Genomic DNA, 21,804 nt, shown 5'->3' with positions numbered 1-21,804 from the left:
CCAAGGGATTTTCCAAGGTCAATCCTTTTTACTAAAATTTTACTAAACTATCGGTAAAAAGCAGAAAAATATGATATACTAATCTAATCAAGGAGGATTTATGGCTACCTTAAAAGACATTGCACAGCTAGCCTCTGTCTCTATCGCGACCGTATCCCGTGTCCTCAATCGCGACCAGAGTCTATCTGTTACAGAAGAAACCAGACACCGTATTTTAACTGTTGCTGAAGAGCTGGGCTACACCAAGCACCTCAAGACAGGCGAGTCCCACAAGCCCAAGCAAAAGATTGCCATTATCCAATGGGTCAGCGAACAAGGGGAGCTAGACGATCTCTACTACTACCAGATTCGCCTAGGCATAGAAAAAAGAGCCCAAGAACTGGACTATGATATTTTACGCTATTTTAATGACCATCCTTTTACACTGAGCGAGGAAGTCATCGGGATTCTCTGCATCGGAAAGTTTAGTCGAGCTCAGATCTCTGCCTTTGAAGAATACCAAAAGCCTCTTGTCTTTCTAGACAGTGATACCCTCTCACTGGGACACACCTGCATTATCACGGACTTTTACACTGCCATGAAACAGGTTGTCGATTATTTCCTCAGTCAAGGGATGGACCGTATTGGGATTCTAACAGGGCTTGAGGAAACAACCGACCAAGAAGAAATCATTGAGGATAAGCGGCTGGAAAATTTCAGAAACTACAGTCAAGCGAAGGGAATTTATCATGATGAACTGGTCTTTCAAGGAAGCTTTACCGCCCAGTCTGGCTATGACTTGATGAAGGAAGCCATTCAGAACTTGGGAGATCAACTCCCGCCAGCCTTTTTCGCAGCCAGCGATAGTTTAGCTATCGGTTCCCTCCGTGCGCTCCAAGAAGCTGGAATCAACCTGCCAGACCGCGTCAGTCTTATTTCCTTTAACGATACTAGCCTGACCAAGCAAGTCTATCCTCCCCTCTCTAGCATCACCGTCTATACCGAAGAAATGGGCCGAGCAGGTATGGATATTCTTAATAAGGAAGTACTCCACGGTCGGAAAATCCCTAGCCTAACCATGCTGGGAACCAGACTGACATTGAGAGAGAGTACTCTGCCATAACTCCACAAATTAAAAATGACAAAAAATCCTAATAGAGAGTCTCAAATCTCCATTAGGATTTTCTTTTTTAGGCCATCACAATCATAGACTTAATGGTCTTACGTTCATCCATATCTTTATAAGCTTGATCAATATCTTCTAATTTATAGCTTGAAGTAAAGACACGGCCTGGATTGATATCACCATCAAGGACGGCTTTTAGTAAAAATTGCTTATCATATGTTGTCGCAGAAGCTGCCCCACCTGCTACAGAGATATTTTGCATAAATGTCGAACCAAGAGCACGATTATTATAGTGTGGGACTCCTACAAATCCCATACGCCCTCCATTATGAAGGACACCTAGCGCCTGTTCTACAGCAGCCTCCGTACCAACACATTCAAGTGCTGCGTCCGCTCCGCCACTGAGAATTTCACGCACCTTGGCAATACCTTCTTGACCTCGCTCAGCTACAAAAGCTGTCGCACCCGACTCCAGAGCCATCTTTTGACGATCTTCATGACGACTCATGAGGATAATTTGCGACGCACCACGCATCTTCGCCGCGATGACAGCACATTGACCTACAGCACCATCACCAATGACCACAACCTTATCCCCTTTTTGAACATTAGCAACACGCGCCGCATGATAGCCTGTCGGCATAACATCTGCAAGAGTCAAGAGGGACTTTAGCATACCTTCTGTGTAGTCAGAAGGTTGTCCAGGGATTTTAACCAGCGCCCAGTTTGCATAGTGAAAACGAATATATTCCGCCTGAAAATCGCCTCCCAAGTTATTACCAATATGATTATCGCAAGAACCGTCAAAGCCAGCAAGACAGGCATCACATTCACCACATCCATGGGTAAAAGGGACAATGACAAAGTCACCTGGTTTCACCGTCGTAATGGATTCCCCAGTTTCTTCGACAATCCCAATCGCTTCGTGTCCACTATTTTTGTGTCCAGCTTTCGTTTCTGGATTACGGTACCTCCATAGATCCGATCCGCAAACGCACGCACGAACTACACGAATAATCGCATCATCTGCGTCTATAATTTGCGGACGTTCAATTGTAGCAAGACCAACCTGACCTGCCTTTGTATATACTGCTGATTTCATTTAAATTTTTCCTTCCTTGTAAAGTTTAATTTTGAGATTTAAGCGATTTAAAGCCACCTGTAACTGAGACAAGCGCTCCTCTAATTTTTTCTTTTCCTCTTCTAAAATACCAAGCCTTTTCTCTCGCGTTTCATCCCCCTTTTGGTAGAGAGACATATAGTCAACTAAACTATCTACAGAGACACCTGCCGAACGAAAACACTTAATAAATTCCAGAGCTTCAATATCATGATCTTGAAAATCACGAATTCCAGTTGCAGTTCGAGTAATCGGTGGCACAAGACCAACCCGTTCATAGTACCGAATCGTATCCGCTGAAATTCCCAACAAGTCACTAGCAGATTTAATATTCATACACTAACCTCCTCTCATTCACTGAATTTAAGCTATTCTAACTCACTTATCTTATTATATAACTTTGAGTTGACTCCAAGTCAAGCATTTTGTATCTAATCGAAAAATTTTTTATAATTATCAATCATGTAATGGAGTTTATACAATGCTCTTAACTTACCAATCTTTTAATATATCTAAATAATAAAAAAATTACTCTATTCCAAATAAGATAGTACCCAAGTATTTTTCATTTTTTTCTAATGACGATGCCCATGATTCGGCTCCAAGTCACACACCTGACGCTTATGTTCTCGGTGGGTTTCTAAGTCAGCATCCACTTCAATGGTAATATTTTGGAAACCACAATCTTTGAGGAAAATTCGAATAGATTCTTTACAAGCTTCCATATTCCCCATTTCTTTTATACAAACATGGACAATGGCATTTTTTTCCAAACCATCCATAGTCCAGAGATTAAGCTGATTAAGGCTAGCCACATTGTCCAATCGCTCCAGGCCACTCTTTACTTGCTTGATATTAATACCTTCCGGCACAGCATCCAAAAAAATCTTGACTGTAGACCAAAAACGTGGAAGGGCTTTTGAAAGAATAAAGAAAGAAATGACAAGGGACAAAAGCGGATCTAGGATATACCAATCCGTAAATCGAAGAATAATGGCCATCAAGATAACAGCCACCCAACCCAAGGTATCTTCCAGAAAATGCAGACTCAGAATAGACTCATTCTTTGTCTTTCCCTTACTAACCACTAGACTCGCTAACACATTAATAGTAATCGCAATAATCCCTAACCAGAGAATCCCCTCGTCATTGACTGGTTGCGGATTTAAAATCTTCGTAACATTTTCCAAAATGACTAGAACAGATCCTGTCATGAGTATTATCGCTGTTACCAAGGCTCCTAGCAGACTAAACCGCTTATAACCCAAGGAGTACTGATTATCTTCTTCACGATTAGAGATGGTTTCTAGAAAAGCTGATATTCCAATTGCAATCGCATCTCCCAAGTCATGCACAGAGTCAGCAAGAACAGCGCTCGAACCAAATACTCCACCTGCAATAAACTCGACAATGGCATAAGTCAAATTTAAGAAAAAAGCTAACCAAATAGCATATTTTGCCTTCATATTTCTCATTCCTTTGTTATAATAGATTCATGAACATCTTGTTCATTATCATTATCCACTAAAACTCAAAGAAAGGATAGAAGCAAAGCGTCAGCTTTATTCAGTTCTGAACAATTTGCCTCAAATGTCCATATGACTAAGATTGACCGCCGTATCAGTAAAACAAAAAAAGCTATCTATCAAGCTTTTCTACAACTTTTGAATGCTAAGGGCTACGAGGCTACTACTGTTCAGGATATCATTGATCTCGCAGATGTGGGACGTTCTACCTTTTACTGTCACTATGAGAGCAAGGAGCTACTTCTGGATGAGCTCTGTCGCTACCTCTTCCATCATCTCTTTGAAAGAGAGCAAGCCATTTCAACCAAAGATTACCTCGCCCACCTCTTTCTGCATTTTCAGAAAAACCAAGACCATATCACTAGTCTGCTATTTTCCAAAAATGACTACTTCCTCCGTCAACTCCATAAAGAACTAGAACACCATGTCTATTCCGTGCTAGCTGATGATTTAAAAGAAGGTCACCCGAGTCTACCTATTTCTTACCTCCAACACTTAGTCGTGTCCAACTTTATCGAGACATTGACCTGGTGGCTCAAAAAAGGACAAGACTTTACAGACCAGGAAGTTGTCCAGTTTTATTTGGAGATACTACACGCAAACTCTAAATGAACCTCATGTTATCTAGAAAGGACCGGCTTTCATGTCTACCCTACAATTTTATTTCCTTTTTCCGAGTTTATTTATGCTTCATGAACTGGAAGAAATCCTATGAATACCAGCCTTTTTCAACAAACTATCCTCACAGTTTCCAGGTAATCGAATCCTAAATTATTACACTCCTTTTGCTTTCAACACCATTGTCATGGAGCAGTTTCTAATTCTGCTCCTATCACTTTTTCTTAGTTATCAGTTTCACAACTATACCATCTACGTGACCAGCGTAATCGCTTATATCTACCACGTGTTTGGGCGTCTGATTCAAACAATTCTTATTAAAAATATGTACCTGGCTTATTAACGTTTTTTTTACAAGTTTGTTTTCTCTATACTATATTAATGACATACCTATTGAACTGTACGGATACTCACTTTTCACCTTATTACTTATCCTATTAAATCATGTATTATCATTTATGAGTCTACATCAGATAAATCAAAAAGCTAATACAGATAATATCTCGCGCAGAAAAAAACTAATACTCTTCGAAAATCAAATTCAAACCACGTCAGCTTCACCTTGCCGTACTCAAGTACAGCCTGCGGCTAGCTTCCTAGTTTGCTTTTTGATTTTCATTGAGTATAAAATCCAATTAAACAAAAAACAACTTTTAAAAGTTGTTTTTTCATTCTATATTTAGAAACTTGCTACTTCCACAAACCACCTAAGATTTGTTTTTCTAACAAGTCTAAGTCCTCTTCTCTCAATTCGCCATTGTCGCCAACGACATATAGTTGAGAGAAGTAAGCTAACAAAGGACCCATACAGATGCGAACCATTTGAGAAATCGTTAATTCAGGATTAACACGTGGATCTTCCAACAATTCCTTGTGGAGCATCAGAAGTTTATCCTGGATAGTATTCCATATAAATTTCTGTTCATTTCTTAGTTTATTATTAGAGAATGTTTCATGAAGAATGATTTTTATCAGAGCACGATTATTTTTTAGATAGGTCATTCGATTATGGACAAGATAATGAACTTTTTCTTCTGTCGTTTCAAAAGTTAACAGTTTTTCAAAAAAACTTCCAAATAGTCCTGGAACTACAGGGTGTAAAATAGCCGTTAACAAATCGACTTTCGTTTTAAAATACTTAAATAACGTAGCCTGACTGAATCCAGCATGCTCAGCTATTTGAAGGGTGGAGGTGCCATTATAGCCTTTGGTCGAAATGAGATCTACTGCCGACCGCATGATTTTTTTCTTCCCTTGAGGATAATTTGCTTCCTCTAAGTAATCTTCAAATGATTCAAAAATTGTCTTATCCATTAAACATTCATCCCTTTTAGTATTTTTTTGTGTTTTTCTTTAAACTTTACGATAACGTCGTAATCCTACAATATTGAGAATTGTCAAAATGACAAGGAAAATCAGTAGAACGCCGATATTTGGCAAAACATCTCCAATACCACGTCCGTAAAGAATAATCTGACTCATCGCATCACCTGAGTAGGTCAAAGGCAAAAATAAACCGACCGTCTGAGCCCAGTCTCCCATTGATGACAATGGAATAATTCCTGAGAAAAAGAGCTGCGGCATAATCACAAGAGGAATAAATTGCATCATTTGGAATTCTGATTTCGCCAAGGTAGATAAGAGAATTCCAAAGGCCAAAGCTACAAGAGCCAGTACTACATTAACTATTATAACATTAAATAGATTTCCGACAACTTCTATATCTAATAACCAAATGGCTGCTAGAACTACCACTGCTGTCTGAAAAATCGCAATGATACCGTAAGACAACATGTAACCATATACGATTTCAGAACGTTTGACTGGAGTTGCTAATAAACGCTCTAGTGTACCACTGGTACGCTCTTTCAAAAGTGCCATTCCTGAAATCAAAAAAACAAAAAAGAAAACTACAAAGCCTATCAAAACTGGAATCATACTTGTAAAGAAGTTTGTATTTTCATCACCATATTGGTAGGATTCCCTGATTTCCGGTGCTTTTACCTCCAAATTCAAGTTTGGGAGAGCTTGCTTGATACGAGCTAGTAATTGATTACTTCCTTCACTAGCGATACTGGTTCGCAATACTTGTCGAGTCATAGATGTTTTAGAGGCATCTGTATTTGCATAATCGACCTGATATTCACCATTTTTATAAGAAACCACCGCATCTACTTTTTCATCAGCTAAGTCTTTCTTCGCTTGATTGAGATCATTGTAAGTCTGTACACTAACATGATCCAAATCATCCATTTTCGTCACCAAACTAGTTGGAAGATTTTGTGCCGCTAGTTTAATATTCACGGTTGTGCTAGCTGAAAACATAAGGTTCATCAACCACATGATAAAAACTGGGGCTACAAACATCATGGCAAGGGTTCGTTTGTCACGAAGCAATTCTTTTATCACTTTTTTCGTAATAGCTAGAGTTCTCATCTTACTCTCCTTCTACTTTCAAAAAGACTTCTTCAATACTTGACACACCATAACTTTCTTTAAGATTTTTTGGTGTATCAAAGGCAATGATGTTTCCACCTAACAAGAGACCAACCTTATCTGTCAGCTCTGCTTCATCCATGACATGGGTTGTTACTAGAATTCCTACCCCCTTGTCTCTAAGCATGATTAATTCTTCCCAGATTTTCTTTCGAAGAGAAGGGTCGATTCCAACCGTTGGTTCGTCTAAAATCAAGAGTTGCGGATTTCCTAAAAGCGCAATGGCTAGCGACAAGCGTCGTTTCATCCCTCCGGAATAACCAGATACTGCCTTATTTAAGTGATCTGTTAGATCGACCACTTGAGCTACATGGGCAATTTCATCCTTTAAATCTTTTTTGGAAAGACCTTTTAGCTGACCGAAAAATTCTAAATTTTCTTGTCCTGACAAGGCCTCATAAAGAGCATCAGACTGAGCCATATAGCCAATATCACCTAAAATATGACGATTTGGCATAGTATGATTCAAGACTAAAGCGATACCGCTATCCGCCTTTGCCATTCCTAGCATAGTTTTAATCATAGTTGATTTACCAGCACCTGATGGACCAATTAGACCAATGATTTCTCCAGGCTGTAAATCAAAACCAACGTGATCTAAGACCATTTGACGACCAAAAGATTTTTCTAAATCTTGTAAATGTAGCAATGTTTTCATTTGAATCCTCCTAGGTAAGTGTTCACTCACTCTTAGAATATAAAACTATTATAGTGAGTGCCCACTCACTTGTCAAGTGAAAGTAAAATTTTCATAACAAAAAATCCTCGAATACAAATCGAAGATTTTTAAAAATTTATAAGGAAATCTGCTTCTATTTTAGAAGACCTTCTTGAACCAAAAACTCCTTGGCTACTTGTTCTGCTGACTTGCCTTCAACACCGACTTGGTAGTTGAGCTGGCTCATCTGGCTTTCAGTAATTTTACCAGCCAATTTATTGAGAACTGTTTCCAACTCTGGATGTTTCTTGAGAAGAGCTTCTTTCATCAGTGGAGCTCCTTGATAAGGTGGGAAGAGTTGCTTGTCATCTTCCAAGACCTGCAAATCATAACGCGCCAATTCCGCATCAGTCGAATAGGCGTCCGTGATTTGAATATCACCTGACTGAATAGCCTGATAGCGAAGGGCTGGTTCCATCGTAGCTACATTGAGATTGAGACCATACATTGATTGTAAGCCCTTATTTCCATCTTCACGGTCATTAAATTCGAGTGTAAATCCAGCCTTCAACTGCCCTTCCACTTTTTTCAAGTCCGAAATGGTCTTCAAGCCATATTCTTGAGCAATCTTTTTTGGAACAGCTACAGCATAGGTATTTTGATAAGACATGGGTTTGAGATAGGCTAGATGATCCTGTTTGGCAATACCATCACGCGCCACCTGATAAACCTGCTCTGGCTCATGACTCACTTTAGGTGATGGTTGCAGCAAACTTTCAGTCACCGTACCAGTAAATTCAGGATAGATGTCAATATCGCCTTTTTTCAAAGCTTCATAAAGAAAGCTTGTTTTCCCAAAATTCGGTTTAACAGTCGCAGTCATGCTGGTATTTTCTTCAATAAGGAGTTTATACATATTGGCCAAAATTTCTGGTTCCGGTCCCAATTTCCCAGCAATAACCAAGTTTTCTTTCTCTTTTTGAGCCAAAAGAGCTGGACTATAAGACAAACCAAGCAATATGGTCACCAAGGCAAAACCAGAGAAAATCGTCCGCAATTTTGCCTTTTCCATCACTTTTAGTAGGAAGTTAAAGGCAATGGCAAGCACTGCGGAAGAAAGTGCCCCAATCAAAATCAGACTGGCATTATTACGGTCAATTCCCAAAAGGATAAAGGAACCCAGTCCCCCTGCACCAATCAAGGCCGCCAAGGTTGCCGTACCGATAATCAAGACCGCTGCCGTCCGAATCCCAGACATCATAACAGGCATAGCAAGTGGAATTTCAAACTTCTTGAGACGCTCCCACCTAGTCATCCCAAAGGCAATCCCAGCCTCTTGTAGACTTGGATCAATTCCCTTGAGTCCAGTGATGGTATTTTGTAAAATCGGAAAGATCGCATAAATCACTAGAGCTGTCAAAGCCGGCAAGGTTCCAATTCCCATCAAGGGAATAAAGAGCCCTAACAAGGCCAGAGACGGGATGGTCTGGAAAATCCCTGCAATCTGTAAGACCCAATCCGCTAACTTCTCATGATATCGAAGATAAACAGCCAAGGGAATCGCTATAAAGATGGCCAGCAACAAGGTCAAAAGTGACAACTGCAAATGTTGAGATAGAGCTGTCAACCAATCACTAAAACGATCCTGAAAAGTTGCAATTAAATTAGTCATGTACACTACCTCCAAACAAGTCTGCTACAAAATCTGTTGCAGGAGCTTTTAAAATCGTCTCGGGATTCGCCACCTGACGAATCTCTCCATCCTGCAAGACAGCAATACGGTCCGCCAATTTCAGAGCTTCATCCGTATCATGGGTTACAAAAATCGTTGTCATCCCAAATTCTTTATGCAATTCTTTCGTCAGAATCTGCAACTGTTTTCTCGAAATAGCATCAAGAGCCGAAAAAGGTTCATCCATGAGGAGAATCTTAGGCTGACCAATCATAGCCCGTACAATTCCAACACGCTGTTGCTCCCCACCAGATAGTTCACTAGGTAAACGATGCCCATACTCAGCTACTGGCAAGCCAACCTTGGCCAAAAGCTCTTCTGTTTTCTGAGCAATTTTTTCCTTAGTCCAGCCCTTCATCTCAGGAATCAGGGCAATATTTTCAGCAACCGTTAGATTTGGAAAGAGAGCAATGGCCTGTAAAACATAACCAGTAGAAAGACGAAGTTCACGCTCATCATAGTCTTTGATACGCTTGCCATCCATATAAATATTTCCATCAGTCGGTTCCAAGAGGCGGTTGACCATCTTGATCATGGTCGTCTTACCTGATCCAGATGGACCAACTAAAACCATAAACTCGCCATTCTCAATCCGTAAATTAACATCTCTCAAGACATCTTTTTCTGTGTAGCGTAGCGCCACATTTTTGTATTCAATCATTCTGTATCCTCAATTTAAAACTTCCCTCTATTGGTCAAGTCTTCTACCTTAGGCATGACTTCCTTATTATCCCAATGTTCCACAATTTTCCCGTTTTCTAGACGGAAGATGTCATACTGGGCATAGGCAACTCCACCAATCTGAGTCTGACCATAGCTAACCACATAGTTTCCTTGTCCTAAGAGTTGGAAAACAAAGTCAAAAGTGGTCTTTACTTATAAACAGCTAATTTGCTCCATTTTAAACCTCATTTTCCTCCTCTTTCAGATTATCCAAAATTCTTTCTTGAAAGGCTTCAAACTGACGAATTTCTTCCTCTGAAAATCCTTTGTAAAAGATCGTATCCAATTTCTGACTGACACGATACCCCACTTCTTTCTGAGACTGCCCCAACTCTGTTAAAACCAAATACTTCTTACGCTTATCTTCTCCACATGGACTAATAGCTACAAGATTTTGTTCCTCTAGTTTTTTAATCATCGTCGTCAGTGTATTGTTAGCAAGCCCAGTCGCAAGCGCAATATCTGTTGCAGTTGCACAGCCAGTTTCACTATTCCATAAAACCGCTAAAATCTTGCCCTGCTCACTCCGATAAAGAGCTTCAGGGTCTTGGCTCAGTAACTTTTGAAAAATCCGCCCATTCAACAAACGAATATGATGGGCTAGCAAATGACTATCCTTCATAACACCTCCAATTTATTTCGATATCGAAAAGAATAAAACAATTGTAACACTCATCGTTCTAACTGTCAACTATTTCGATTTGGAAATAATTTTTCCCAGTAAAAAAATCTCCTACCCAAGATAGAAGATTTTAATCTTATAAACTTAATCCGTCATGTCCGATACCAAAGTTCGATGCTCCAACGGAATACTGCACATAACTAGTAAGAAAATGAAACCTGACTGAATCCAGAAGAGAGCCAAGTCAAAGATTCCGTGCACAGCAACCACTGTAAGGAAAGATAGATAAAGACCGATAATCGGACGTTTCCCCGACTCCTGACTCATATCCATCATCAAGCGAACAGGAGCAACAGAAGACAAAACTAATAAAATGGTCCCCACAATTCCGTAGCTCAGAATCGTATCAATATAAAGACTATGAGCATGTTCATGATAAGGAGCATGTATCCGAGGATAAGAGTGCATGTAGGTCAATGGCCCTTCACCCCAAAAAGGATTTTGCTTAAATAAGGTCATCCCAGCATCCCAGATAGAAATGCGTTCTTCCATAGAAGAGTCTAAAGTTCCCATCCGAACTCCCAAATCACTGGAAAAGAGGAAACTCAAGCCAATCGCAAAGACTCCAATACTAAGCCAAAAGGCCTTCCAGTTTTTAATGGTCGTAAAGAGATAAATAATGGCTCCAGCGATAATAGCAGGAAAGGCAGTTCGATTTTGCGTAAAGTTCAATCCAAAGAGATTCACAAAGCCTGCAAACACACAGAATACTTTCAACCAATTCAACTTGGTCGTTGTAAACAGATAGAAGGCAATCATGATACAGAAACAACAAATAATTCCATAATAATTAGGATTAAAGAAGGTCACTTCTGCACGATTCTGATGCCATACCTGCATATTGGGTGAAAGAAAAGCATAATTGAATTTCTTCACAATTTGGAAATGCTCTAAACTCGCAAAAGCAGCTGACAATACACTACCAAATAAGACGAGTTGCAAAATCAAGCGAAAGAATTTATGTGATAAAATCGACTGATAGTGCAAAAAGAAAATAGTAAAAAGAAAAATTCCTACCGAAGCCACAACTCCCATCCAATTTTGTGCAAAAACGGATATAACAGTACTATAGCCAAGAAAAAGAAGCAGCATCGGATGCTCCCCCATTTTCTGAAGAATACTTTTCATATCCCCTGTAAAAATTAAACTGATAATATATAAACAGAATACAACTACAAAAAGATAAAAGGGTAAAAAGATACTCAGGATAATTCCCAATAAAATCAGCTCTTTACTAGACAACCCTTTCAGCTTTTCAATAAAGCCTATTGATTTCAAAATGAATCCTTTCTCTCCAAATCAATTGATTCAGATAATAGTAAGCTACCCTATATTGTACCACTTTTTTAGCAATTGGAAAACAAAGGAAACGTTTTCTAAAATAAAAACCCTATTTTATCAACCATATCAAGGCTTCAAAATGTTACTTCAATTCCGTTCTCAATTACCCGATAAGTCTGATTTTGCAAATCAATTTCTGCTACTGCTGTTACGGACTTATCTTTATTTTGACGTTTGATTACAATGCTGTGGGCTGTTGGTGTTTTAACGTCAATAGTTCCTTCTAAATCAAATGCTTCTGAACGATTACGGAAAGAAAATAGATTGAGAAGGGCCTTCACTACGGGACGTTGGACTTCTTCTGCTATTTCCTCATTGCTATAGTAATGACGATTAATATTTCGACCTTCTTTAGTTTCTTCTAATAATTTCAAATCATTCTTGCCTGCTAATAGACCTACATAGTAAAGCTGAGGAATACCTGGGGCAAAAGCTTGAATTAGACGAGCGAGAAAATACTTAACATCATCATCTCCAAGCGCAGAATAGTAAGTTGAATTGATTTGGTAGATATCTAGATTGTTATACTCTGCACTAGAGTACTTACGTTTGACATTAGCTCCAACCTTATAGAGTTCATTTGAAGCATAGTCAATCTCCTCATCTGTCAGGATATCCTTGACATCCACCACTCCAATCCCATCATGGGTGTCTAGCGTCGTAAATTGCTTCATTGGGCTCATCTTTAACCACTTAGCCAAACGCTCTGTTCTGGAACTGTAAAGAGTATAAAGTGTCACCATTGGAAGAGCAAAATCATAAACATAGTAATCATGGTCTGCTATTTTAAACTGAATCGAATAGTGTTCATGAATCTCAGGTAAAAGCTCTGTCCCATACTCAGCAGCGATATCTCGAACTTTGTCCAATAAATCCCAAATATCTGGTTCTACAAAGAAATCATTAGTATCCAATTTCTTCACTGCATAAGCAAAGGCATCTAGACGAATCAAATCACACCCATTACTTGCCAAGTGCTGAATGGTCTTACGGATAAATTCCATCGTTACTTCTTTGGTCACATCAAGATCAATCTGCTCCTCACCAAAGGTATTCCACAAATGTTCCACTGACCCATCTTCAAAAACAATCTCTTGCTTTGGTGCACGATCCTTACGCTTGTAAATTAAATCTACATCAGACTGTGTCGGACGGTTTTCTGGCCAAAACTTATCCCAGTTTAAAAAGAGATCTTTAAATTCACTGGCTTCATGTTTTTCTTGATAGTCCTTATAATACTTAGATTGACGAGAAATATGATTAATCATAAAGTCAAACATAAGATAATATTTCTCACCTAAACGCTTAACATCCTCCCAATCACCAAAAGCTGAATCCACTTCGTCATAGTCAACTGGCGCAAATCCACGATCACCTGTTGATGGGAAAAATGGTAGAAGGTGAACTCCCCCAATAGCATCACCAAAATGCTCTTCCAAATTCTCATATAAGTCTTTAAGATTATTTCCCAAACTATCTGAATAGGTAATCAACATGGTTTTATTCTGAATCGGCATCATTACTCTCCTTTTTCTAATTGAAGCCAAGCCTCATATGACTTGGCTTCGTAAATCAAATTCATGTTATACTCTTCGAAAATCTCTTCAAACCACGTCAGCGTCGCCTTACCGTACTCAAGTACAGCCTGCGGCTAGCTTCCTAGTTTGCTCTTTGATTTTCATTGAGTATTAAATCTCTGTTTATCATCAAACTCGTACTAATATAGACTGTGATAAACTAAGTACTACTTTATTTTTCTCTTGAATTGTCAATAAGCTGAACCCATCCTCTGTGTCAGAGACTATAGATTCCATGAGTTCTTCTTACTTCACTGCTCCGTTGCTCATTCCTGAAATAATATGTTTTTGGAAGATGAGGTAGACGACAGTAATTGTTACAATTCCCACAATATAGGATGCAAAACTTGGCCCATAGTCATTAAAATATTGACCTTGGTAGTTGTACTGGAAGAGAGGCAAAGTCCACAGCTTGGAATCCTTATTCAAAATCAACAATGGCAACATAAAGTCATTCCAGAACCATAATGCATTGATAATCAAGGTTGTAGCATGCATGGGCTTCAGCATTGGAAAAATAATTCGACGGTAAGTTGTAAATCGATCAGCCCCATCAATTTCTGCAGCTTCATCTAAACTATCTGGTACACTGATTTTAATATAACCGACATACAAGAAGAGGGTCTGTGGAATTGCATAAGTTAGATAGAGTAGTACCAACCCCCACATATTTGCCAGGCCGAGTTTGCTCATCATAACTGTGATAGGAATCATAATCACCTGAAATGGAACAAATATCCCTAAGATCAAGAGCGAATACATAATTGCAAAGGCTTTTTTCTTAGACATATTTCGAGCAATGGAATAAGCTGCAGCTGGTATAAAGAAGGCTACTACAATCAATGATAATACCGTAATAACAGCTGAATTCCAGAAATAGCCTCCAATCCCATCCGAAATCAATCGTTCATAATTGCTTAATGTAAAAGGATTGGGCAAACCAAAGAAATGATTCATGATATCCTTGGTTGTCTTGAAGGAACTAAAAACCGTTACCAACAAAGGAACAAGTATGAGAATACCACCTACTATCAAGAGGACATACTTCCAAAACTGATTCAATTTTTCTTCTTTTTTCATGTGTAAGACTCCCCTATTAGATTTCAAATTTCTTTGATAGTTTGATTTGGATCAGAGAAACAATTCCAATAATTAAGAATAAAATCAAGGCAATTGCATTCGCATATCCATATTGATTACTCTTGAAGGCATAGTTATAGACTAAAAGACCAAGAGACGTTGTAGCATTATTAGGACCACCACTCGTCAAAGCAAAAATTTGGTCAAAGGCTGTCAAACCGGACTTAAGAGCTAGGATAAAAACCATAGAAATGGTTGGTAGCAAATATGGTAATTCAATCTTCCAAAAAGTTTGTTTGCTTGTTGCACCATCAATTGATGCCGCCTCCAAAATATCAGATGGAATACTCTGAAGACCAGCAAGAAAGAAGATAATTGGCATTGCTACTCCTTGCCATAGAAGAACAAAAATAGTTGCCACTACCGCACCGATTGGTGTTCCTAATAGACTTTCTTGTAAAAAACTAATCCCTAAAATTTTTCCAATCGTTGGAAGACCATAGTTGAAGAATTGTTTAAAAATCAAGGAAACTGTCAAACCAGACAAAACCGCCGGGAAAAAGAACCATGCTCTAAAGAAGGTCTGCCCTTTCATCTTAGAATTTAAGGCTCGAGCGACAACCATCCCAATTGTAATCTCTCCAATAATCAATGCCAGGGTTAAAATCAAAGTAAAAGCAATGGCTGTGAAGAATTTCCCATCAATCATCAGCAATTTATAGTTATTCAGACCAACAAATTTATAATTATAGGTCAATCCAGTCCAGTTAGTCAAACTATAGAAAGCACCTTGTACCATCGGAAAGTAAAAGAAGATAGCTTGTAATGCAAGCGGGATGAGCAAAAAAGTCCAACCCCAGTATTTATTTAAAATTTTTCGAATAGCCATATCATCTTAACTCCTATTCTAGTCCAAATCTGCCTTCATTGGATTAAAGAAAGCATTGAGATTGTTTGCCATATTTTTCAGATTTTTATCCATCAAGTAACCTGCACTTAGATTGAAAAAATCTTCTTCAGAATTCCAGTGTTGGCCCAACCAAACATAATGTTTATCCGTAAATGCTAGTTTAGAAATCTCTGCAAGTGCTGAATCTTCTTTTTCCTGTACACCTTTCACCGCAACTGGTGATCCATCCACATCATAATATGCTTGCATAGCTTTTGAACTAGTCATATAGCTGATAAATTCTTCGGTTTCTTTAGGATGTTTGGTCGTAGCTGAAGTTGATAATGCCATGTCCCCTGCACCAACAGTGACTTCTTTTCCTACTTCTTCTCCTGGGAAGGCAAACATCCCCACATTAAATTTTGGATCCTGTTGATTAATTGCCGCTAATGCCCATGATCCTTGTGGCATCATCAAGGCTTTTTCATTCGAGAATGCTACCACCGCATCATTATAAGAGGCACCACGCCATCCATCTTGAGCATTATCCGCCAACAAATCTAGTCGTTCTGCATCTGCTTTTAAAATAGCATCATCTACAGAAATAGAATTTGGTTTTGAAAAGCGAAGATAGTTATTAGCTGCGTCTCCACTGCCTGTAATGGTAATGAGAGAAAGTTGGTGATAACCGTTTAATGTCCATCCTTCATTGCCTGCAACTGCAAACGGAGAATTCCCACTATCTTTTATCTTTTTAACAATCTCTTGAAACTCTTTAAAAGTCTTCGGTTCCTCAAGTCCTAATTCTTTAAACTTTGTTTTATTGTAATAGATTCCATAAAGGTTAGCAGTTAAAGGCACACTATAAATCTTGTTATTGATTGCATACTTTTCTGCATAGTCATTCTTAATATTCTCAAGATAAGATTTCCCTGTCATATCTGCAAAGTAACCTGCTTTTGCCCACTCCTGAAAATCCATATTTTGAGGATAGATATTAACAATATCTGGAACATCTCCTGATAAAATCCGAGTCTTCAGAACAATTCCAGCTGCCGGAACAGTCGTCAGTTTTACATCAATAGTAGGATGATCCTTTTCAAAATTATCTACAATTTTTTGCAAAGTATCCGCCATTTCGGTCTTCTGGTTAAAAAATTCAATCGTTACCTTTCCATCAGTCGATTGATTATTCTGACCACAAGCTGTTAGACCTAGTAAACTAGCACCAGCGACTAAAAGAAAACCTGCTTTCTTATACCATTTCATTGGAAAGCCTCCTTTATAAATTTATACACCTTTATTATAGTCTTCTAAAAATATACTGTTTACTCAAAAAATCTCCCTGGGATAAGATAACAGTTAAACCTGCATACATGAGTTCTGCACCTGAGTAAACTACTCCATTTTCCTGTAATTCATACAGTCCCTCTTCAACCAAATCTTTTAATTTTAAAGTTGTTTCCATGGTCTCTACAACAGATAAAACTCGGACGTAGCTTACAATCGTTTGATTTCCATAGTTAAATTGTACAGCTACTTCATTGGATTTAGCATCGGGATTGATTAACCTATACTGGTTTCCCAACTGGACTACTGGTCGCAATTCTTTATACAAGTTCACCTGATTAGCAATCTCAGCTTTCTCTTCATCTGATAAACTTGTCAAATCAAGCTCATATCCCAAATTTCCCATCATTGCTACATGTCCACGTGTTTCTAATGGTGTCGTTCGCCCCATCTGATGATTCGGTACTGCTGACACATGAGCCCCCATAGAAATGGTTGGATAGAGATGAGATGATCCGTATTGAATTGGTAAACGTGCAATAGCATCAGTATTATCACTAGCCCAGACTTGTGGGAAATAACGCATCATACCAAGATCATTTCGTCCACCACCACCAGAGCAGGACTCAAAGAGAATATGGCTGTGCTTCTCTGTCAGATAAGAAACGAGTTCGTAAAGCCCCAGCATGTACTGATGAGATTGCATCTTTGTCTCTAGATAAGTAAAGCCATTTCCTAGGTTGGTCATATTACGATTCATATCCCATTTAATGTAATCAATCTCATGATAAGATAGGAGTTGATCTAAGACATTTTTCAAGTATTCTACTACCTGAGGATTGGCAAGATTAAGTACTAATTGATTCCGAGAATAAGTATGCTCATAACCAGGAACCTGAATAGCCCAGTCAGGATGTTTACGATACAAATCACTATCTACAGAAATCATTTCAGGTTCTAACCAAAGCCCAAACTGCAAACCTCTTTCATGGATAGCTGAAATCAGACTTTCTAGGCTTCCACCCAGTTTTTTCTCATTAACAACCCAATCACCTAAAGCACGATTATCATCAAAACGATTGCCAAACCAACCATCATCTAATACAAAAAGTTCAATGCCAACTTTCTTAGCTTCATCAGCTAGCTCTAACAGTTTTTCTCTCTGAAAGTCAAAGTAAGTAGCTTCCCAGTTATTAATTAGAATTGGGCGTTCTTTTGTAGAAAATTTACTTGGCATAATGTGCTTCAGTACAAAATTCTGACTTGCATGACTAACACCAGTTAATCCCTTGTCTGAATAGGTCATTAAAGCTACCGGTGTTTCAAAGTATTCCTCAGGGTCTAACTTCCAAGAAAAGTTTTCCGGATTAATCCCAATAGCCAGCCGAACTTCATTCAATTGATTCTTTTGAACAAAAGCTTCAAAGTTTCCACTATACATTAGTTGAATAGCAAACACATTCCCTGCATCCTCTGTGATTCCTTGATCACAGAGTAGAAGAGCTGGTGTTTGAGCATGCCCAGAAGCTCCACGGTTCGAACTAATTGAAAAGATTCCTTGTTCTACCTGTTGACGTCGAACAGTCTTTTCACGAGCATAAGCACCCTGCAGAGTTACGATTTCGTAAGCTGCCGCTGGAAAATCAGCCATAAAAGAAAAGTCTTTATGAATGACAACTTCCTGATTACTATTATTCACTAATTTACTGTAGCTAGCAATAGTCGAATCATTATCAAAAGCAGTATAATACAAATTCAGACTAAGTTGAGCCTTAGAATCTTCTAACATTAAGACAAGAGTCTCTGTATTATCCATGCTATGTGGAGAAGGTAAGCCCTGTGGACCATTCTGACCTTTTAAACTTTTTGCTTCTACAAATCGAAAGTCTGTTACTTCAGTTACACTATGCTGAATCTGTATAGTTGGTTTCCTAAAATCTCCTAAGCCATGTTGCCCAAAAATATGACGTTGAGTATCTAAACTAAAGGTTCGATTAGTAGCTGTTGGATTTCCTGAAAAGGCATGGTCCCGTTCATAAACACTATTGGAACCTTTATAGTTCTTAATAGTCTTTCCTAAATGTTTCAAAAGTAAGTAGCCATTTCGATTTTCAATAATCAAACTTAGATTTTTACTTTCAACATAAAATAGATTATTCTCTATCCTAATTCCCATTTACTTCACCTCATCACTTTATAGATTATATTTTATCATCTGAAAACGCTTTCCGAAATAGAAAAATGTCTCAAGAATATGGTAAAATGTTAGGTAGGAGGTAGCACATGCTAGTTTTTTCAGAATACCAGACTGGAACAATTGACCTTTCCCTAAGCTTTTATGGATATGAGGAATGCACACCAAATTACTCTTTTGGTCCAACAATTCGAGATACATACGTCCTACATTACATTACTAAAGGACAAGGAAAATTTCATTACAAGGGTAAAATTGTTGATTTAAAAGAAGGAGATTTCTTTCTATTAAAACCAGATGAACTAACCTTTTATCAAGCAGATAGTAAAGAACCTTGGGCCTACTACTGGTTAGGAATCACTGGAGGGAAAGCTCCTGATTATTTTGCTCTTTCTCAAATTTCTGACCAATCTTATCTCATCCAATCTGAAACTTGTCATACCCAGACTACTGCAAAACTCATCTCAGACATTGTCCGCTTCGCTCAGATTACCAAATCAAATGAATTAGCTCAACTCCATATCATGGGACAACTCCATGAACTGATGTTTCATCTGGGAACTATTGCTCCCAATCAGAAGAAAAAGAATATTTCATCGACCCACCAACTCTATCTTGAATGCAAACGATTAATTGATAGCCACTATCCTCAATCACTTACAATTCAAGATTTAGCAAAAGAACTATCCGTTCACAGAAGCTACTTATCAAGCGTATTCAAAGAATTTAACACCTTATCTCCAAAAGAATACCTACTATACGTTCGAATGTATCGAGCTAAACAACTCCTCGAAAATACCCAAGAGTCAATCAAGGTAATTGCATACTCGGTAGGCTTTTCAGATCCACTACATTTTTCTAAAGCTTATAAACAATACTTTAATCAGACTCCAAGTCAAACAAGAAAAGAATATTCTCAACACCAACTAGTGAGAAAGGAAACACTATGAAATCCTACCAAGCCGTCTACAAAATTCTAGCTAAAGAAACCGACTATATCAGCGGAGAAAAGATTGCAGAAGAACTATCACTGACCCGAACATCAATTTGGAAAGCCATCAAGCGTTTAGAACAAGAAGGCATTGAAATTGATAGTATCAAAAACAAAGGCTATAAACTGGTGAATGGTGACCTTATTCTTCCAGAACTTCTAGAACAAAATCTTCCAATTAAAATCAGTTTTAAACCCGAAACAAGATCAACACAACTCGATGCAAAAGAAGCAATTGATTTAGGAAATGAAGCAAACACCCTCTATCTAGCTTCCTATCAAACAGCTGGCCGAGGCCGTTTTCAACGTTCTTTCTACTCACCCCAAGGTGGCATTTATATGACACTCCATCTTAAACCAAATCTCCCCTATGACCAATTACCATCCTACACACTACTTGTAGCAGGAGCTATCTACAAAGCCATTAAGAACCTAACTTTAATAGATGTCGACATAAAATGGGTCAATGATATCTACCTCAAAAATCATAAAATTGGAGGAATCCTCACTGAGGCAATGACGTCTGTAGAATCAGGCCTAGTCACAGATATCATTATTGGAGTAGGAATCAACTTTACTATTAAAGACTTCCCTCAAGAATTAAAAGAAAAAGCTGCTAGTTTATTTAACGCACCAGCTCCTATAACAAGAAATGAATTAATCATAGAAATATGGCGTGCTTTCTTCGAAACACCAGCAGAAGAGCTATTATACCTATACAAAAAGCAGTCCTTCGTTCTAGGAAAAGAAGTGACTTTTACACTAGATCAGAAAGACTACAAAGGATTTGCAAAAGAAATCTCAGAAAATGGAAAACTTTTAGTTCAATGTGATAACGGAAAAGAAATCTGGCTAAATAGCGGAGAAATTTCACTCAAGGGTTGGAAGTAATAATAAACTAGCACAACCATAAAATCGACAATATATAAAGATTTTAGCTTTTCTTCAACCCACTACAGTTGACAAAGAGGCATACAATTAAGTTTTTAGAATCTGAAGTTTTTTTATTATGTGACTATTAGTCCGTCTCGCTCCGTTAGGTGCGAGACAAAAAAACCACCCGCTATGCGGGTGCGCGTCGAAGGTTATACCAAAAAAACTCCGAACGCGATACAATAAAGGTGTTCAAGCCAATTGTAAAGCGAAAGGAGAAAAATATGGCACAAAAGGCTCATAGTTTATCGCACACAAAGTGGCACTGTAAGTATCACATTGTGTTCACCCCTAAGTATAGACGAAAAGTAATCTATAATCAATATCGAAGTAGTTTAGGCGAAATATTTCATCGCTTGTGTAGTTATAAAGGAGTTGAAATTATCGAGGGTCACTTAATGCCAGATCATGTACACATGTTAGTAAGTATTCCACCAAGGACAAGAGTTTCGAGTTTCATGGGTTATTTAAAAGGAAAAAGTGCACTCATGATGTTTGACAAACACGCCAATCTCAAGTACAAGTTTGGGAATCGGCATTTCTGGGCGGAAGGTTATTATGTGAGTACAGTAGGGATTAATGAAGCCACAATTAAGAAATATATTCAAGAACAGGAAAAGCATGATATAGCACTAGATAAATTAAGTGTAAAAGAATATGAGGCTCTCTTTAGGGATAGTGGTAAGTAATACTAAAGCCTCTTTGAGAGGCAAGTGACGAGTCAAGAGCAATAAGGCTTGAACAAAGTGAAAGCCAGCGTCTTTAGGCGCTGGCTGGTAATTTGGGCTTATAGCCCTGGTACAAACCACTCGTTTGACGGGTGGTCATGATTAGTCTAAAAAAAGAGTA

General features: G+C 38.4%; 20 protein-coding genes and 2 pseudogenes. 6 read left to right on the top strand and 16 right to left on the bottom strand.

Annotation, left to right across the window (positions count from 1 at the left end):
• Positions 1-100 precede the first annotated feature (100 nt).
• Positions 101-1,102 (top strand): DNA-binding transcriptional regulator GalR, encoded by a 1,002-nt coding sequence (galR, locus tag STYK_RS02375; RefSeq protein WP_261052675.1) that lies wholly within the window; start codon positions 101-103, stop codon positions 1,100-1,102.
• A 67-nt stretch (positions 1,103-1,169) separates the two neighbouring features.
• On the opposite strand, the gene STYK_RS02370 is transcribed toward galR, so the two are convergent.
• The 3 genes from STYK_RS02370 to STYK_RS02360 form a co-directional block, all read right to left on the bottom strand.
• On the bottom strand, positions 1,170-2,207 hold the full coding sequence (locus tag STYK_RS02370; protein WP_004259103.1) for a zinc-binding dehydrogenase: 1,038 nt from the start codon (positions 2,205-2,207) through the stop codon (positions 1,170-1,172).
• Positions 2,208-2,561: a stress response transcriptional regulator NmlR gene (gene nmlR, locus STYK_RS02365; RefSeq protein ID WP_001022624.1), complete on the bottom strand. Its 354-nt coding sequence runs from the start codon at positions 2,559-2,561 to the stop codon at positions 2,208-2,210. It lies immediately after the preceding gene.
• Between the two features lie 239 nt (positions 2,562-2,800).
• The gene (locus STYK_RS02360) at positions 2,801-3,691 is read right to left on the bottom strand and encodes a cation diffusion facilitator family transporter (protein ID WP_261805152.1); all 891 of its coding nucleotides are present in this window, start codon (positions 3,689-3,691) and stop codon (positions 2,801-2,803) included.
• A 132-nt stretch (positions 3,692-3,823) separates the two neighbouring features.
• Between STYK_RS02360 and STYK_RS02355 the strand changes: the two genes are divergently transcribed.
• Both STYK_RS02355 and STYK_RS02350 read left to right on the top strand, forming a co-directional pair.
• On the top strand, positions 3,824-4,363 hold the full coding sequence (locus tag STYK_RS02355) for a TetR/AcrR family transcriptional regulator (protein ID WP_261048382.1): 540 nt from the start codon (positions 3,824-3,826) through the stop codon (positions 4,361-4,363).
• 31 nt (positions 4,364-4,394) lie between these two features.
• Positions 4,395-4,854 (top strand): annotated as a pseudogene (locus tag STYK_RS02350) (HXXEE domain-containing protein); the annotation flags it as partial.
• 205 nt (positions 4,855-5,059) lie between these two features.
• Here STYK_RS02350 and STYK_RS02345 read toward each other — a convergent pair.
• The 13 genes and pseudogenes from STYK_RS02345 to STYK_RS02285 form a co-directional block, all read right to left on the bottom strand.
• Positions 5,060-5,683, bottom strand: a complete 624-nt coding sequence (locus STYK_RS02345; RefSeq protein WP_261048381.1) for a TetR/AcrR family transcriptional regulator — start codon at positions 5,681-5,683, stop codon at positions 5,060-5,062.
• 39 nt (positions 5,684-5,722) lie between these two features.
• Positions 5,723-6,805: an ABC transporter permease gene (locus tag STYK_RS02340; protein WP_084946775.1), complete on the bottom strand. Its 1,083-nt coding sequence runs from the start codon at positions 6,803-6,805 to the stop codon at positions 5,723-5,725.
• Between the two features lies 1 nt (position 6,806).
• Positions 6,807-7,523: an ABC transporter ATP-binding protein gene (locus STYK_RS02335; RefSeq protein WP_084946772.1), complete on the bottom strand. Its 717-nt coding sequence runs from the start codon at positions 7,521-7,523 to the stop codon at positions 6,807-6,809.
• A 154-nt stretch (positions 7,524-7,677) separates the two neighbouring features.
• A complete protein-coding gene (locus STYK_RS02330; protein ID WP_261048375.1) occupies positions 7,678-9,195 on the bottom strand; it encodes an ABC transporter permease/substrate-binding protein in 1,518 nt (505 codons plus the stop codon).
• Positions 9,188-9,916, bottom strand: coding sequence for an ATP-binding cassette domain-containing protein (locus tag STYK_RS02325; RefSeq protein ID WP_004259046.1), 729 nt, complete (start codon positions 9,914-9,916; stop codon positions 9,188-9,190). Before STYK_RS02325 ends, STYK_RS02330 begins: the two co-directional genes overlap by 8 nt.
• A 14-nt stretch (positions 9,917-9,930) precedes the next feature.
• A pseudogene (locus tag STYK_RS02320) lies at positions 9,931-10,122 on the bottom strand (nuclear transport factor 2 family protein); the annotation flags it as partial.
• Positions 10,123-10,156: 34 nt separating this feature from the next.
• Positions 10,157-10,600 carry a MarR family winged helix-turn-helix transcriptional regulator gene (locus STYK_RS02315; protein WP_020903524.1) on the bottom strand — a complete coding sequence of 148 codons (444 nt, stop codon included), beginning with the start codon at positions 10,598-10,600 and terminating at the stop codon, positions 10,157-10,159.
• 144 nt (positions 10,601-10,744) lie between these two features.
• Positions 10,745-11,938, bottom strand: a complete 1,194-nt coding sequence (locus STYK_RS02310; RefSeq protein WP_227325837.1) for an O-antigen ligase family protein — start codon at positions 11,936-11,938, stop codon at positions 10,745-10,747.
• Between the two features lie 137 nt (positions 11,939-12,075).
• Positions 12,076-13,518 carry a sucrose phosphorylase gene (gene gtfA / locus STYK_RS02305; protein WP_261805151.1) on the bottom strand — a complete coding sequence of 481 codons (1,443 nt, stop codon included), beginning with the start codon at positions 13,516-13,518 and terminating at the stop codon, positions 12,076-12,078.
• 306 nt (positions 13,519-13,824) lie between these two features.
• Positions 13,825-14,658, bottom strand: coding sequence for a carbohydrate ABC transporter permease (locus tag STYK_RS02300; protein WP_261020800.1), 834 nt, complete (start codon positions 14,656-14,658; stop codon positions 13,825-13,827).
• Positions 14,659-14,674: 16 nt separating this feature from the next.
• Positions 14,675-15,547 carry a carbohydrate ABC transporter permease gene (locus STYK_RS02295; protein WP_261052658.1) on the bottom strand — a complete coding sequence of 291 codons (873 nt, stop codon included), beginning with the start codon at positions 15,545-15,547 and terminating at the stop codon, positions 14,675-14,677.
• An 18-nt stretch (positions 15,548-15,565) separates the two neighbouring features.
• Positions 15,566-16,816 carry an extracellular solute-binding protein gene (locus tag STYK_RS02290; protein WP_060628735.1) on the bottom strand — a complete coding sequence of 417 codons (1,251 nt, stop codon included), beginning with the start codon at positions 16,814-16,816 and terminating at the stop codon, positions 15,566-15,568.
• Between the two features lie 34 nt (positions 16,817-16,850).
• Positions 16,851-19,013, bottom strand: a complete 2,163-nt coding sequence (locus STYK_RS02285) for an alpha-galactosidase (RefSeq protein ID WP_261805150.1) — start codon at positions 19,011-19,013, stop codon at positions 16,851-16,853.
• Between the two features lie 107 nt (positions 19,014-19,120).
• Here STYK_RS02285 and STYK_RS02280 point away from each other — a divergent pair, with 107 nt between their 5' ends.
• The 3 genes from STYK_RS02280 (at position 19,121) to tnpA (ending at position 21,644) form a co-directional block, all read left to right on the top strand.
• Positions 19,121-19,981: an AraC family transcriptional regulator gene (locus STYK_RS02280; protein WP_000959991.1), complete on the top strand. Its 861-nt coding sequence runs from the start codon at positions 19,121-19,123 to the stop codon at positions 19,979-19,981.
• Positions 19,978-20,913, top strand: a complete 936-nt coding sequence (gene birA, locus STYK_RS02275; RefSeq protein ID WP_261805149.1) for a bifunctional biotin--[acetyl-CoA-carboxylase] ligase/biotin operon repressor BirA — start codon at positions 19,978-19,980, stop codon at positions 20,911-20,913. The genes STYK_RS02280 and birA overlap by 4 nt, the downstream gene beginning before the upstream one ends.
• Positions 20,914-21,179: 266 nt before the next feature.
• Positions 21,180-21,644, top strand: a complete 465-nt coding sequence (gene tnpA / locus STYK_RS02270; protein ID WP_261805148.1) for an IS200/IS605 family transposase — start codon at positions 21,180-21,182, stop codon at positions 21,642-21,644.
• The last annotated feature ends 160 nt before the right edge of the window (positions 21,645-21,804 follow it).

The organism is Streptococcus toyakuensis, assembly GCF_024346585.1.
In the GTDB taxonomy this organism is placed as follows: Bacteria; Bacillota; Bacilli; order Lactobacillales; family Streptococcaceae; genus Streptococcus; species Streptococcus toyakuensis.
Note: the sequence above shows the minus strand (reverse complement) of the source record. Positions and strands in the feature narration are given on the sequence as shown.

Bases quoted from the DNA above. Each gene is read 5' to 3' on its own strand.
- galR (WP_261052675.1), top strand. From the start codon at position 101: ATGGCTACCTTAAAAGACATTGCACAGCTAGCCTCTGTCTCTATCGCG.
- STYK_RS02370 (WP_004259103.1), bottom strand. From the start codon at position 2,207: ATGAAATCAGCAGTATATACAAAGGCAGGTCAGGTTGGTCTTGCTACA.
- nmlR (WP_001022624.1), bottom strand. From the start codon at position 2,561: ATGAATATTAAATCTGCTAGTGACTTGTTGGGAATTTCAGCGGATACG.
- STYK_RS02360 (WP_261805152.1), bottom strand. From the start codon at position 3,691: ATGAAGGCAAAATATGCTATTTGGTTAGCTTTTTTCTTAAATTTGACT.
- STYK_RS02355 (WP_261048382.1), top strand. From the start codon at position 3,824: ATGACTAAGATTGACCGCCGTATCAGTAAAACAAAAAAAGCTATCTAT.
- STYK_RS02345 (WP_261048381.1), bottom strand. From the start codon at position 5,683: ATGGATAAGACAATTTTTGAATCATTTGAAGATTACTTAGAGGAAGCA.
- STYK_RS02340 (WP_084946775.1), bottom strand. From the start codon at position 6,805: ATGAGAACTCTAGCTATTACGAAAAAAGTGATAAAAGAATTGCTTCGT.
- STYK_RS02335 (WP_084946772.1), bottom strand. From the start codon at position 7,523: ATGAAAACATTGCTACATTTACAAGATTTAGAAAAATCTTTTGGTCGT.
- STYK_RS02330 (WP_261048375.1), bottom strand. From the start codon at position 9,195: ATGACTAATTTAATTGCAACTTTTCAGGATCGTTTTAGTGATTGGTTG.
- STYK_RS02325 (WP_004259046.1), bottom strand. From the start codon at position 9,916: ATGATTGAATACAAAAATGTGGCGCTACGCTACACAGAAAAAGATGTC.
- STYK_RS02315 (WP_020903524.1), bottom strand. From the start codon at position 10,600: ATGAAGGATAGTCATTTGCTAGCCCATCATATTCGTTTGTTGAATGGG.
- gtfA (WP_261805151.1), bottom strand. From the start codon at position 13,518: ATGCCGATTCAGAATAAAACCATGTTGATTACCTATTCAGATAGTTTG.
- STYK_RS02300 (WP_261020800.1), bottom strand. From the start codon at position 14,658: ATGAAAAAAGAAGAAAAATTGAATCAGTTTTGGAAGTATGTCCTCTTG.
- STYK_RS02295 (WP_261052658.1), bottom strand. From the start codon at position 15,547: ATGGCTATTCGAAAAATTTTAAATAAATACTGGGGTTGGACTTTTTTG.
- STYK_RS02290 (WP_060628735.1), bottom strand. From the start codon at position 16,816: ATGAAATGGTATAAGAAAGCAGGTTTTCTTTTAGTCGCTGGTGCTAGT.
- STYK_RS02285 (WP_261805150.1), bottom strand. From the start codon at position 19,013: ATGGGAATTAGGATAGAGAATAATCTATTTTATGTTGAAAGTAAAAAT.
- STYK_RS02280 (WP_000959991.1), top strand. From the start codon at position 19,121: ATGCTAGTTTTTTCAGAATACCAGACTGGAACAATTGACCTTTCCCTA.
- birA (WP_261805149.1), top strand. From the start codon at position 19,978: ATGAAATCCTACCAAGCCGTCTACAAAATTCTAGCTAAAGAAACCGAC.
- tnpA (WP_261805148.1), top strand. From the start codon at position 21,180: ATGGCACAAAAGGCTCATAGTTTATCGCACACAAAGTGGCACTGTAAG.